Consider the following 13,475-nt stretch of genomic DNA (forward strand, 5'->3'; position numbering starts at 1 on the left):
CGGCTCACATCCGTCCCGCGGTGCCGTCGCCCACCAGCGCATACGTCTGGCCGGCGATCTCCAGCTCCTCGTCGGTGGGCACCACGGCCACCGCCACCCGCGCGCTGGGCGGGGACACCAGCCGGGGCCCGCCGCCGCGCGCGGCGTTCAGCTCCGCGTCCACGGCCAGGCCCAGGCCCTCCAGCCCGTCGACGGCGGCCTGCCGCACCGGGGCCGCGTTCTCGCCGACCCCGGCGGTGAAGGCCACCGCGTCCACCCGGCCGAGCACCGCGCAGTAGGCGCCGATGTACTTCTTCAGCCGGTGGACGTAGACGTCGAAGGCCAGTCTCGCCGACTCCGCGTCCGGCCCCTCGCCCGCCATCCGGCGCAGGACCTCCCGCATGTCGTTGTCCCCGCACAGGCCCAGCAGGCCGCTGCGCTTGTTCAGCAGGACGTCGATCTCGTCGACCGGCATCCCGGCCACCCGCGCCAGATGGAAGACCACCGCCGGGTCGATGTCACCGGAACGGGTGCCCATCACCAGACCCTCCAGCGGGGTGAGCCCCATGGAGGTGTCCACGCACCGCCCGCCGCGCACCGCCGAGGCCGACGAGCCGTTGCCCAGGTGCAGCACGATGACGTTCACCTCGGACGGATCCCGGCCCAGCAGCTCGGCCGTTCTGCGCGAGACGTACGCGTGCGAGGTGCCGTGGAAGCCGTAGCGGCGCACCCGGTGGGCGTCGGCGACGGCGGTGTCGATGGCGTACCGGGCGGCGTACTCCGGCATCGTCGTGTGGAAGGCGGTGTCGAAGACCGCCACCTGCGGCAGGTGCGGCGCCAGCGCCATGGCCGTGCGGATGCCCGCCAGATTGGCCGGGTTGTGCAGCGGCGCGACGGGAACCAGGCGCTCGATCTCGGCCAGCACCGCGTCGTCGATCACGGTCGGCTCGGTGAAGCGGCGCCCGCCGTGCACCACCCGGTGGCCGATGGCGGCCAGTCCGGGGGAGTCCAGGCCCAGTCCGTCGCGGGCCAGTTCTTCGGCGACCGCCCCCAGCGCCGCATGGTGGTCGGGCACCGGCTCCTCGCGCTCGCGCCGGGGGCCGCCGGCCGGGGCGTGGCGCAGGTACGAGGTGCGCTCGCCGATCCGCTCGACCAGGCCGGCGGCCGGGCGGGAGCCGTCGGCCATGTCCAGGAGCTGGTACTTCACCGACGAGGAGCCGGTGTTCAGGACGAGGACGCGGGTGCCTCTCACTCGTTCGCAGCCTTCCCCTCGGGGCCGGTCGGTTCGGTGGGCTCGGTGGAACCGGCGGGGCCGGCCGCCGCGTCCGCGGCCCGCCGGCTCTGCTGCGCCTGGATCGCGGTGATCGCCACGGTGGTGACGATGTCCTGCACCAGAGCGCCGCGCGAGAGGTCGTTGACCGGCTTGCGCAGACCCTGCAGGACCGGGCCGACGGCCACCGCGCCGGCCGAGCGCTGGACGGCCTTGTAGGTGTTGTTGCCGGTGTTCAGGTCCGGGAAGACCAGCACGGTGGCCCGTCCCGCGACCCTCGACTCCGGCAGCTTGGTCGCCGCCACCGACGGCTCCACCGCCGCGTCGTACTGGATCGGCCCCTCCACCAGCAGGTCCGGGCGGCGTTCGCGCACCAGCTCCGTCGCCCGCCGCACCTTGTCCACGTCCGCGCCGGAGCCGGAGGTGCCGGTGGAGTACGACAGCATCGCGATCCGCGGGTCCACGCCGAACCGGGCGGCGGTGGCCGCGGACTGGACGGCGATGTCGGCGAGCTGCTCGGCGTCCGGGTCGGGGTTGACGGCGCAGTCGCCGTAGACCAGCACCTTCTCGGCCAGGCACATGAAGAACACCGAGGAGACGATCTCGGCGTCCGGCTTGGTGCGGATGATCTCGAAGGCGGGCCGCAGCGTCGCCGCCGTCGAGTGGGCCGCGCCCGAGACCATGCCGTCGGCCAGCCCCTCCTGGACCATCAGGGTGCCGAAGTACGACACGTCGGCCACCTGGTCGTAGGCCAGTTCGTAGGTGACGCCCCGGTGGGCGCGCAGCCCGGCGTACAGCTCGGCGAAGCGCTCGCGCAGCGGCGAGGTGTACGGGTCCACGGCGCGGGCGAAGGCGCCCGGCCCCTCGGGCAGCTCCTCGGGCCCCAGCAGGCCCAGGTCGATGCCCAGCTCGGCGGCGCGCTTGCGGATCGCGGTCTCGTCGCCCAGCAGCGTCAGATCGCACACGCCCCGGCGCAGCAGCACCTCGGCCGCCCGCAGCACCCGCTCCTCGGTCCCCTCCGGCAGGACGACGTGGCGGCGGTCGGCCCGCGCCCGCTCGATCAGCTCGTGCTCGAACATCATCGGGGTGACCCGGTCGCCGCGGACCACCGAGAGCCGCTCGGTGAGCCGGGCGGTGTCCACGTGGCCCTCGAAGAGGCCGAGGGCGATCTCCGCCTTGCGCGGGTTGGCCGTGGTCAGCCTGCCCTCCAGGGACATCAGCTCGCCGGCGGTGGAGAACGAGCCGCCGGGCACCGACAGCACCGGGGTGCCCGGGGAGAGCCGGGCGGCCAGCGCCATCGTCTCCTCGCCGGGGTGCTCCCCGACGGTGAGCAGCACCCCGGCGATGGCGGGGGAGCCCGCGGAGTGGGCTGCCAGCGCGCCGACGACCAGGTCCGCGCGGTCCCCGGGGGTGAGGACCATGCAGCCCTCGGTGAGGGCGGGCAGGAAGGTCGGCAGCGTGGCGCCGCCGAAGACGAAACCGCGCACGTCCCGGGCGAGCCCGGCCGGGTCCCCCTGGAGGACCTTCGCGCCCAGCGCCTCGGCGACCTGGGCGACGGTCGGCGCGGCCAGCGCGGGGTCCTCGGGCAGGGCGTACACCGGCACCGGCAGGTGCCCGTCCAGGCCGGCGGCGCCGACCGCCGCGCCGTCGGGGACCCGGTTGGCGATCATGGCGAGGACCTCGCAGCCCAGCGAGGCGTACGCGTGGTAGGCGTTGCGGACCTCGGCGGTCAGCGAGTCGGTGTCCTGGCCGGTGCCGGCCACCACCGGCAGCACCGGGGCGCCGAACTCGTTGGCCAGGCGCGCGTTGAGCGCCAGCTCGGCGGGCAGAGCGGTGTCGGCGAAGTCGGTGCCCAGGACGAGGACGGCCTCGTAGCCGCGGGCGACCGTGTGGAAGCGGTCCACCAGCAGGGACACCAGCTCGTCGATGCCCCGGTCGGCCAGGACGGCCACGGCCTCGTCGTAGCCGAGTCCGACCACGGTCCCGGCGGGCTGGGAGAGCCGGTAGCGGCTGCGCAGCAGGTCGTAGATGGGATCGGGGCCGTCGTGGGCGAGCGGGCGGAAGACGCCGACCCGGCCCGTCCGCCGGGACAGGAGTTCCATGACTCCCAGCTCCACGACCTGGCGGCCGTCCCCGCGGCCGATGCCGGTCACGTACACGCTGCGCGTCACGTGTGCTCTCCCTGTTCGTCGTGCCCAGGGCCCCTGCGGGCCCTGCTCCCGTCGGGTACCCGGGCACGCCGTGGCGGAAAAGTGCCGGAAGCCGGGAGACCACCCAGGGAGACCGCGCGGACCCGGGGGAACCCCGCGGGACCCCGCAGAACCTGCGGGGATCCCCGCGAAAACCCCTGGAAACGGCTCCGGCAGGGCTTATCCGGGCACTTGTTCCTTTGACTACCCTTGACCCTACCGCCGTGCCCCGTGATGCCGCGTGCCGGTCGTGTCTCGAACGGTATGTGAGACGGGAGGCGGGAATGCGTTCAGGGCGTGAAACAATCGCGGCGGCGCACCCCCGAACCAGCAGCGAGCAGGAGAAGCGATCCCCATGCGCATCGGAGTCCTCACCGCAGGCGGCGACTGCCCCGGTCTGAACGCCGTGATCCGTTCGGTCGTGCACCGCGCCGTGGTCGACCGGCACGACGAAGTCATCGGCTTCGAGGACGGCTTCAAGGGCCTGCTCGACGGCCGCTACCGCGAACTCGACATCGACTCCGTCTCCGGCATCCTCGCCAGAGGCGGCACCATCCTGGGCTCGGCCCGGCTGGAGCGCGACCGGCTGCGGGAGGCGTGCCAGAACTCCGAGGAGCTGCTGGAGAGGCTCGGCCTCGACGCGCTCATCCCGATCGGCGGCGAGGGCACCCTCACCGCCGCCCGGATGCTCGCCGACGCCGGGCTGCCGGTGGTGGGCGTGCCCAAGACGATCGACAACGACATCTCCGCCACCGACCGCACCTTCGGCTTCGACACGGCCGTCACGGTGGCCACCGAGGCCATCGACCGGCTGAAGACGACGGCCGAGTCCCACCAGCGCGTGATGGTCGTCGAGGTCATGGGGCGCCACGCGGGCTGGATCGCGCTGGAGGCGGGGATGGCCGGCGGCGCCCACGGCATCTGCGTGCCCGAGCGGCCCTTCCAGGTCGACGACCTGTGCAAGATGATCGAGGAGCGCTTCGCGCGCGGCAAGAAGTTCGCGGTCGTCTGCGTCGCCGAGGGCGCGCGCCCGGCCGAGGGCTCGATGCCCTACGAGAAGGGGCAGATCGACCAGTACGGGCACGAGCGCTTCACCGGCATCGGCAACCGGCTCGCCATCGAGCTGGAGCACCGCCTGGGCAAGGAGGCCCGTCCGGTCATCCTCGGCCACGTGCAGCGCGGCGGCACCCCCACCGCGTACGACCGGGTGCTGGCCACCCGCTTCGGCTGGCACGCCGTGGAGGCCGCGCACCGCGGCGACTTCGGCATGATGACGGCCCTGCGCGGCACCGAGATCGTCATGGCGCCGCTGGCCGACGCGGTCACCGAGCTGAAGACGGTGCCGCAGGACCGGATGGACGAGACCGAGGCCGTCTTCTGAGCGGTGCGTCCACCGGCCCGAGGCCGTTCCCGCCGCCCGCGCCGCCTCCTCCACCAGTGCCGCCGCGCCCGTCGCGTGCCCCCTCCCACGGGGCCGCCGCGGGCGCGGTGCGCGTCCGGGGCCGGTGCCGGGCCGGCCGCGCCCGCGGCAACGTCAGCCGCGCCAGCGGTAGTGCAGCTCCGGCCGCCCCACCTGCCCGTACCGCGGGGCGCGTTCGGCCTGTCCGGTGCCGGCCAGGTACTCCAGGTAGCGGCGGGCGGTGATCCGGTTGACTCCCACCCGCCGGGCCGCCGCGGAGGCCGTCAGCCCCTCCCCGGCGGCCGCGCGCAGTGCGGAGGTGACCGCCTCCAGGGTGGCGGGGCTCAGTCCCTTGGGCAGCGTGACGCGCCCCGGAGCCCGCAGCGCGGCCAGCGCCCGGTCCACCTCCGCCTGGCTGCGGGCCTGCGCGCCCGCGCAGGCGATCGTCTCCCGGAACCGGGCGTACCGCTGGAGCCTCTCGCGCAGTGCGGGGAAGGTGAAGGGCTTGAGCACGTGCTGGACCACCCCGAGCGAGACCCCCTCGCGCACGACGGCCAGGTCGCGGGCCGAGGTGACGGCGAAGACGTCGGTGGTGTGGCCCGCCGCGCGCAGCGCCCGCACCAGGGCCAGGCCGTGGCCGTCGGGCAGGTAGAGGTCGAGCAGGACCAGATCGACCTCCAGCCGCTCCAGGGCCCGCCCGGCCTCCGCCCGGGAGTGCGCCACCCCCGCGACGGCGAAACCGGGCACCCGGGAGACGTACAGGGCGTGGGCGTCGGCGGCCACGGGGTCGTCCTCGACCACCAGCACCCTGATCGGCCCGGCCTCCGTACCGCCGCCCCCGCTCCCGGCCCCCGCCCCCGGCCCGGTCACGCCGTCGCCCCCGCGGCGGCGCGCAGCGGCAGCCGTACGGTGAACTCCGCGCCGCCGCCGGGCGCACCGGCCAGCTCCACGGTGCCGCCGTGCCGCCGTGCGGTCTGCCGTACCAGCGCCAGGCCCAGCCCCCGGCTCGCGGGCCCGCCCGGCTTGGTGGACCAGCCGCGCCGGAAGACCTCCCCGGCCTCCTCCGGGCCGATGCCCGGCCCGGTGTCGGCCACGCGCAGCAGCAGCTCGCGCTCCGACGCCCGTACGGTCACCGTGACCCGGGCGGCGGCGTCCCCGGTGGTGTCCCCGGACGCGGCGTCGAGCGCGTTGTCGATCAGGTTGCCCAGCACCGTCACCAGATCCCGGGCGGGCAGGTCCGGCGGCAGCAGGCCGTCGTCGACACTGCTGTCCCGGGTGAGCACCAGCTCCACCCCTCGCTCGTTGGCCTGTGCCGCCTTGCCCAGCAGCAGCGCGGCCAGCACCGGCTCGGCGACCGCCGCCACCACCTGATCGGTCAGCGCCTGTGCCAGCTCCAGCTCGGCGGTGGCGAACTCCACCGCCTCCCGCTCGCGCCCCAGCTCGATCAGGGAGACCACGGTGTGCAGCCGGTTGGCGGCCTCGTGCGCCTGCGAGCGCAGCGCCTCGGCGAAGCCGCGCACCGAGTCCAGCTCGCCGGCCAGCGCCTGGAGCTCGGTGTGGTCGCGCAGGGTGACCACCGTGCCGCGCAGATCGCGCGCCGAGACCGGCGAGGTGTTCACCACGACCACCCTCTCGCCGGTCAGATGGACCTCGTCCACCCGCGGCTCGGAGGCCAGCAGCGCCCCGGTCAGCGGCGCGGGCAGTCCCAGCTCGGCGACGCCCAGTCCCACGGTCTCGCGCCCGGCCAGGCCGAGCAGCTCGCGGGCGCCGTCGTTGATCAGGGCGACGCGGCGCTGCCCGTCGAGCATGACCAGCCCCTCGCGCACGGCGTGCAGCGTGGCCTGGTGGTAGGCGTGCATCCGGCTCAGCTCGGCGGCGTTCATGCCGTGGGTGTGGCGGCGCAGCCGGGCGTTGATCACATATGTGCCCAGCCCGCCGAGCAGCACCGCGCCCGAGGCCACCGCGAGCAGGACGGCCATCTGCCGCTCCACCTCGTCGGTGATCCGCTCCACGGCTATCCCGGCGCTCACCAGCCCCACGATCCGCCCGCCGCCGTCGCGCACGGGCGTGACCACCCGAACCGAGGGGCCGAGGGTGCCGGTGTAGGTCTCGTGGAAGGTCTCGCCGCGCCGGGCGGGGCCGATGTGGCCCACGAAGCGCAGGCCGATGCGGTCCGGCTCGGGGTGGGTCCAGCGGATGCCGCGCGGGTCCATGATCGTGACGAAGGTGACGCCGGTGTCGCGGCGGACCCGCTCGGCGTACGGCTGGAGGAGCGCGCTCGGGTCCGGCGAGCCGATCGCCTCCGCCACCGAGGGCGAGTCGGCGATCGTCCGGGCGGTGGCGGTGGCGCGGTGCCGGGCGGCGGTCTCGGCCTGCCGCCAGTCGTTCAGGTAGGTGAACAGCGCGCACCCGGCCACCACGGCGGCCACCACCACGACCTGCATCGCGAAGAGCTGGCCTGCCAGGCTGCGGGGGCGGGACAGACGCATGGGCACCAGTCTGCCCGCTCGTCCGCCCGAGCGGTCCTCCCCGGGGCCGCGCAAGACGGCTGCCGGCCCTGCCCGCGCGAGCCGGTACGGCCGGAGCCCCGCCCCCGGACGGGTTTTCCGTGCACGTAATGCACGCAACCGTGACCGGCCTCACAGCCGGGTGCATAGTCGCCGGGACTCCACGCGAGTCGGAGCCGCAACACGGAGGAGCCCGACGTGCCACCGCAGAACGAGCAGAACGAACAGGCCGCGCAGAGCGTGCGGACCGCGCAGGCCGCGCAGGCCGCGCAGGACCCGCGGGCCGCCCGGCCCAAGGGGCGGGACCGCACCCACTACCTCTACATCGCCGTGATCGCCGCCGTCCTGGCGGGCGTCGCGCTCGGTTTCGCGGCCCCGGGCGTGGCCAAGGAGCTCAAGCCGCTGGGCACCGGATTCGTCGACCTCATCAAGATGATGATCTCGCCGGTGATTTTTTGCACCATCGTGCTGGGCATCGGCTCCGTGCGGAAGGCCGCCAAGGTCGGCGCGGTGGGCGGGCTCGCGCTCGGCTACTTCCTGGTGATGTCCACTGTCGCCCTGGCCATCGGCCTGGCCGTCGGCAACGTGCTGGACCCCGGATCCGGACTCCGGCTCACCGAGGAGGCCAGGAGCGCCGGTGCGGCGCAGGCCGAGGGCGCCGGTGAGGGCACCGTCGACTTCCTGCTGGGCGTCATCCCGACGACGCTGGTCTCCGCCTTCACCGAGGGAGAGGTCCTCCAGACCCTGCTGGTGGCCCTGCTGGTGGGCTTCGCGCTCCAGGCGATGGGCCCGGCCGGCGAGCCGGTGCTGCGGGGCATCGGCCACGTCCAGCGGCTGGTCTTCCGGGTGCTGGCCATGATCATGTGGGTGGCCCCGGTCGGGGCCTTCGGCGCCATCGCCGCGGTGGTCGGCGAGACCGGAGTGGACGCGCTGACGTCCCTGGCCGTCATCATGATCGGCTTCTACGCCACCTGCCTGCTGTTCGTCTTCGTCGTGCTGGGCACGCTGCTGAGGCTGGTGGCGGGGGTGAACATCCTCGCCCTGCTGAGGTACCTGGGCCGCGAGTTCCTGCTGATCCTGTCCACCTCCTCGTCGGAGTCGGCGCTGCCGCGCCTGATCGCGAAGATGGAGCACCTGGGGGTGAGCCGGCCGGTCGTGGGCATCACCGTCCCCACGGGCTACTCCTTCAACCTCGACGGCACCGCGATCTACCTGACGATGGCATCCCTGTTCGTGGCCGAGGCGATGGGCGACCCGCTCACGGTGGGGCAGCAGATCTCCCTGCTCGTCTTCATGATCATCGCCTCGAAGGGCGCGGCCGGCGTCACCGGCGCGGGCCTCGCCACCCTCGCCGGCGGCCTGCAGTCCCACCGCCCGGAGCTGGTGGACGGCGTCGGCCTGATCGTCGGCATCGACCGCTTCATGAGCGAGGCCCGCGCACTGACGAACTTCGCCGGCAACGCGGTCGCCACGGTGCTGGTCGGCACCTGGACCAGGGAGATCGACAAGGAGCGGGTCGGCGAGGTGCTGGCCGGCCGCGTCCCCTTCGACGAGCGGACCCTCCTCGACGACGCCCACTCCCACGGCGCCGCTCACGGCGCCGCTCACGGCGCCGCTCACGGCGCCGCTCACGGCGCCGCCCACGGTGTCCCCGAGCGGACCGCCGGTGACGAGACCACGCGGGACCCCGGCCCCACCGGGCCCGCCGCCAAGGAGCCCGCGGGCGTGTGACCTCCCCGTGACGCCCCGGGCCACCCGGGCGGCCCCGTCCCGTTCCCCCGGGACGGGGCCGCCGCGGCTCGCCGCCGGTCAGGCGGGAACGAGCCAGATCGTCGCCAGCGGCGGCAGTGTCGGGGCGATGCCCGCCGGACGGCCGTGCGCCGGGGCCGCGTCCGCCTTCAGCGGCCCGGGATTGCCCACGCCGCTCCCGCCGTACCGCGCGTCGTCGGTGTTGAGCACCTCCCGCCAGGCGGCGATCCCCTCGGGGACGCCGATCGGGTAGTCGTGCCGCACGACGGGGGAGAAGTTGGAGACGGCGATCAGCGGCGAGCCGTCGGCGGCGTACCGCAGGAACGCGAAGACGTTGTCGTCGGCCGCGCCCCCCTCGATCCAGGAGAAGCCGGCCGGATCGGTGTCCAGCTCCCACAGGGCGGGCGTGGCGGTGTAGACGCGGTTGAGGTCGCGGACCAGGTCCCGCACCCCCCGGTGGTCGCCGGCGGCCGAGTACGCCGGGTCCAGCAGCCACCAGTCCGGCCCGTGCGCCTCCGACCACTCCGAGCCCTGGGCGAACTCCTGGCCCATGAACAGCAGTTGCTTGCCCGGGTGGGACCACATGAAGCCCAGGTACGCCCGGTGGTCGGCCCGCTGCTGCCACCAGTCGCCCGGCATCTTCGACACCAGCGACCGCTTGCCGTGCACCACCTCGTCGTGGGAGATGGGCAGGATGTAGTTCTCCGAGTAGGCGTACACCATCGAGAACGTCATCTCGTTGTGGTGGTACTTGCGGTGGACCGGCTCCCTGACCATGTACTCCAGGGAGTCGTGCATCCACCCCATGTTCCACTTGAAGCCGAACCCCAGCCCGCCGAAGCCGCCCGGCCCGGTGTGGTGGGTGGCGCGGGTGACGCCGTCCCAGGCGGTGGACTCCTCGGCGGCGGTGATCACGCCGGGGCAGCGGCGGTAGACGGTGGCGTTCATCTCCTGCAGGAAGGCCACCGCGTCCAGGTTCTCCCGTCCGCCGTACACGTTGGGGGTCCACTGGCCGGACTCGCGCGAGTAGTCCAGGTAGAGCATCGAGGCGACGGCGTCCACGCGCAGGCCGTCGATGTGGAACTCCTCGCACCAGTAGACGGCGTTGGCGACCAGGAAGTTGCGGACCTCGGTGCGCCCGAAGTTGAACTCCAGCGTCCCCCAGTCCGGGTGCTCGGCGCGGGCCGGGTCGGAGTGCTCGTACAGGGCGGTGCCGTCGAAGCGGGCCAGCGCCCACTCGTCCTTGGGGAAGTGCGCGGGCACCCAGTCCATCAGCACCCCGATGCCCTCCTGGTGGAGGCGGTCCACCAGGTACCGGAAGTCGTCGGGGGTGCCCATGCGCGCGGTGGGCGCGTAGAAGCCGGTGACCTGGTAGCCCCAGGAGCCGCCGAAGGGGTGTTCGGCGACGGGCATCAGCTCCACGTGGGTGAAGCCCAGGTCCTTCACGTACGCCGGAAGCTGCTCGGCCAGTTCGCGGTAGGTCAGCCCGGGGCGCCAGGAGGGCAGGTGCACCTCGTAGACGGACAGGGGCGCCTGGTGGGGCGCGCGCTCGGCGCGGCGCGCCAGCCACTCCTCGTCGTGCCAGGTGTACGCCGACTCCTCCACGATCGAGGCGGTCGCCGGCGGGGTCTCGGTGCGGCGGGCCATCGGATCGGCGCGCAGGGTGTGGGAGCCGTCCGCGCGGGTGATGTCGAACTTGTACAGCGCGCCCGCGCCGACCCCGGGCAGGAACAGCTCCCACACGCCGCTGCCGCCCAGCGAGCGCATGGGGGAGGCCGTCCCGTCCCAGTAGTTGAAGTCCCCGGCGACCCGCACACCCAGGGCGTTGGGCGCCCAGACGGTGAAACGGGTGCCGGCCACCCCGTCGACGGTCATGGGGCGCGCGCCCAGCGCCCGCCACAGCTCCTCGTGGCGGCCCTCGCCGATCAGGTGCAGGTCCAGCTCGCCGATCGAGGGCAGGAAGCGGTACGGGTCCTCGGTCTCGACCTCGTCCTCGCCGGGCTCCTCCCCGTAGCGCACCAGCAGCCGGTAGGAGGGCATCGAGGGCTCGGCGGCCAGCGGGAGCACGCCGGAGAACAGCCCGTCCCCGTCGTCGTGCAGCTCTGCCCGCGCGCCCCCGGCCAGGACGGTGACGGAGCGGGCGTACGGCCGCAGCGCCCGGAACAGCACCCCGCCGGGCACCCGGTGCGCGCCGAGCACCGTGTGCGGGTCGTGGTGGGAGCCGTGCAGCAGGCGCTGCCGCTCGCCGGGGTCGAGCGCGGCGGCGCGCCCGACGTCCTGTCCGGCCGGGGCGTCGTCGCTCCGGCGCGGTGCGGGCGGGCGCGCGCCGGGCCAGTTGGGGGCGTGGTCCTTCAGCGGCTCGTCCTGGCGCAGCGCCACGGGCTCGGACGCCGCCGGCTGCCCGGCCGCGGCCTTCCTCGCCGGGGCCTTCTTCCCGGCGGTTTCCCCGGTGGCCTTCGCGGTGGCCTTCGCGGTGGCCTTCGATGTGGCCTTCCCGGCGGGCTCGGCCGCTGCCTTCTTCGCGGTCTTCCTGGTCGCGGCCTTCTTCGTGACGGCCTTCTTCGCGACCGCCTTCTTCGTCACGGCCTTCCCGGCTGACCCGGCGGCGGCCTTCTTGACGGCCGTCTTCTTCGCGGCGGTTTTCGCGGTGGACCCGCCCGCGGTCTTCCTGGCGGCGGTCTTCTTCGCCGCGGCCTTCTTCACGGCGGCCTTCCCCTCGGAGGGGGCCGGGCCTCCGGCCTGGTCCTTCGGGCCGGCGGCTCCGGAGGAAGCGGCCGGGACGGCGTCCTCGTCCCGGCCGCCGGTGCGGACGGGCCGCGGGGAGGTTTCGGAGAACGGTCGGCTGTCGGGACGGGGGGTCACGGAAGGGGCCTCCTGTGCACGGAATCGTTCAGGTGTCCGCGAGCCGCTGGACGGCGGACATCGGGATGGCGAGCCAGGCGGGGCGGTGCCTGGCCTCGTAGAGCACTTCGTAGACGGCCTTGTCCGTCTCGTACGCGCGCAGCAGGACGTCCTCGTCGCGCGGGTCGGAGCCGGAGGCGTCGGCGTAGCCGGAGCAGTAGGCGTCACGGTTCTTCTCGGACCACTCGCGGGCCCACCCGGCCTCCTCGGGGGAGGAGCGGGCGTGCTGGCACGCCGCGTAGTCGAAGGAGCGCAGTATGCCCGCGATGTCCCGCACCACCGGCTGGGGGCGCCGGCGTTCGGCGATGGGGCGGGCGGGCTCGCCCTCGAAGTCGATGACCGACCAGCGGCCGTCGTCCCCCGCGCACAGCGCCTGGCCCAGGTGGAGGTCGCCGTGGATGCGCTGGGCGGACCAGGAGCGCCCGCCGCGGCCGAGTCCGGCGACGGCGTCGAAGACGGTGTGCAGCTTCCCCCGGTAAGGGCGCAGGGCGGGCACGGCGGCGGCCGCGGCCTCCAGGCGCTCGTTCATGCCGGAGGCGATGAACTCCAGTTGGCGGCGCCCCAGGGCCGTCACCGGCAGGGCCTGCGCCAGTGTGGTGTGCACCTCGGCGATCGCCTGGCCCAGCGTACGGGCGGAGGGGGAGAAGTCGCCGTGCGAAGCCAGCGACTCCAGCGCGAGCTGCCAGCCGTCGCTGGTGCCGGGGAGGAAGGGCTGGAGCACGCCCAGCGTCATCGGCTCGCCCGCCTCGCCGCCCTCGCCGGGGCGTTCGCCGGGGCGCGCCTCGAACCAGGCGGCCGGCGCGGGCACCCGGTCCGACCCGGCCCGCGCCAGGGCGAGCGGCAGCTCCAGGTCGGGGTTGATGCCGGGGCTGACGCGGCGGAACAGCTTGAGGATGTGGCTGTCGCCGTAGACCACCGAGGAGTTCGACTGCTCCACGCTCAGCGGCCTGGGCGGCAGCCCCTGCGGGATCGTGGTGCCGCGCTCCCGCTGGAAGAGCAGCGGGCCGAGCCGGCCGGGGGAGCGCAGCCGCTCCAGCAGTACGGCGGCCAGCCGCGGGTCGTGCAGGGCCTCGTAGACGGTGCGGCCGGCCAGCGGCCCGTCGGCGGGGTGGCCGATCAGGGACCCGGCCAGCGGCGGCGGCAGGGCGTCGCGCACGCCGAGCAGCAACTGGTAGCAGTCGGCGGGGACCGGGTGGGTCTGCTCCGGCCCTCCGGGCTGGCGGGCCCGGACGAGCAGGTGCAGCAGGCCCGGCGCGGCCCCGCTCGTGCACGGCAGCAGCTCGGTGGCGGCGACGAGGGCGAACCCGCTGACGGGCCGCCCCTTCCCGGCGAACCAGCGTTGCCGCGGAAGCCATTCGGTGAGCAGTGGCGTGAGCGAACGCAGCAGCGCCGCGCCCTCCGGCTCGCGCGTGGCGACGACGGCGGCGCGCGGCGAGGAGCTGTCCGACATGGCGTCCTTTCCCCGGGCACACGAAAGGTAC

Annotated in this window: 8 protein-coding genes; 2 read left to right on the forward strand and 6 right to left on the reverse strand. The window is 74.4% G+C overall.

Translation table 11 applies throughout. The features are described 5' to 3' along the window. Positions 1-4: 4 nt before the first annotated feature. On the reverse strand, positions 5-1,231 hold the full coding sequence (locus tag ACLIYP_RS01655; protein WP_412711338.1) for an acetate kinase: 1,227 nt from the start codon (positions 1,229-1,231) through the stop codon (positions 5-7). Beyond that, complete coding sequence (gene pta / locus ACLIYP_RS01660) at positions 1,228-3,420, reverse strand: phosphate acetyltransferase (RefSeq protein ID WP_412711339.1); 2,193 nt, start codon at positions 3,418-3,420, stop codon at positions 1,228-1,230. The genes ACLIYP_RS01655 and pta overlap by 4 nt, the downstream gene beginning before the upstream one ends. Positions 3,421-3,793: 373 nt before the next feature. On the opposite strand from pta, the gene ACLIYP_RS01665 reads away from it, so the two are divergent. After that, on the forward strand, positions 3,794-4,819 hold the full coding sequence (locus tag ACLIYP_RS01665) for an ATP-dependent 6-phosphofructokinase (protein WP_093661856.1): 1,026 nt from the start codon (positions 3,794-3,796) through the stop codon (positions 4,817-4,819). A 153-nt stretch (positions 4,820-4,972) separates the two neighbouring features. Here the strand turns inward: ACLIYP_RS01665 and ACLIYP_RS01670 are convergent, their stop codons facing one another. Both ACLIYP_RS01670 and ACLIYP_RS01675 read right to left on the reverse strand, forming a co-directional pair. Continuing rightward, entirely contained in the window at positions 4,973-5,707 is a 735-nt protein-coding gene (locus ACLIYP_RS01670; protein WP_412711340.1) for a response regulator, read from the reverse strand. Continuing rightward, positions 5,704-7,326 carry a sensor histidine kinase gene (locus ACLIYP_RS01675; protein ID WP_412711341.1) on the reverse strand — a complete coding sequence of 541 codons (1,623 nt, stop codon included), beginning with the start codon at positions 7,324-7,326 and terminating at the stop codon, positions 5,704-5,706. The genes ACLIYP_RS01670 and ACLIYP_RS01675 overlap by 4 nt, the downstream gene beginning before the upstream one ends. Positions 7,327-7,584: 258 nt before the next feature. On the opposite strand from ACLIYP_RS01675, the gene ACLIYP_RS01680 reads away from it, so the two are divergent. Beyond that, a complete protein-coding gene (locus ACLIYP_RS01680; RefSeq protein WP_412711422.1) occupies positions 7,585-9,075 on the forward strand; it encodes a cation:dicarboxylate symporter family transporter in 1,491 nt (496 codons plus the stop codon). A 78-nt stretch (positions 9,076-9,153) separates the two neighbouring features. On the opposite strand, the gene glgB is transcribed toward ACLIYP_RS01680, so the two are convergent. Continuing rightward, positions 9,154-11,955: a 1,4-alpha-glucan branching enzyme gene (gene glgB, locus ACLIYP_RS01685; RefSeq protein ID WP_412711342.1), complete on the reverse strand. Its 2,802-nt coding sequence runs from the start codon at positions 11,953-11,955 to the stop codon at positions 9,154-9,156. Between the two features lie 28 nt (positions 11,956-11,983). Then, on the reverse strand, positions 11,984-13,444 hold the full coding sequence (locus tag ACLIYP_RS01690) for a maltokinase N-terminal cap-like domain-containing protein (RefSeq protein ID WP_412711343.1): 1,461 nt from the start codon (positions 13,442-13,444) through the stop codon (positions 11,984-11,986). Between the last annotated feature and the right edge of the window lie 31 nt (positions 13,445-13,475).

It is taken from the genome of Streptomyces nanhaiensis (assembly GCF_046614825.1).
Taxonomy (GTDB): Bacteria; Actinomycetota; Actinomycetes; order Streptomycetales; family Streptomycetaceae; genus Streptomyces; species Streptomyces radiopugnans.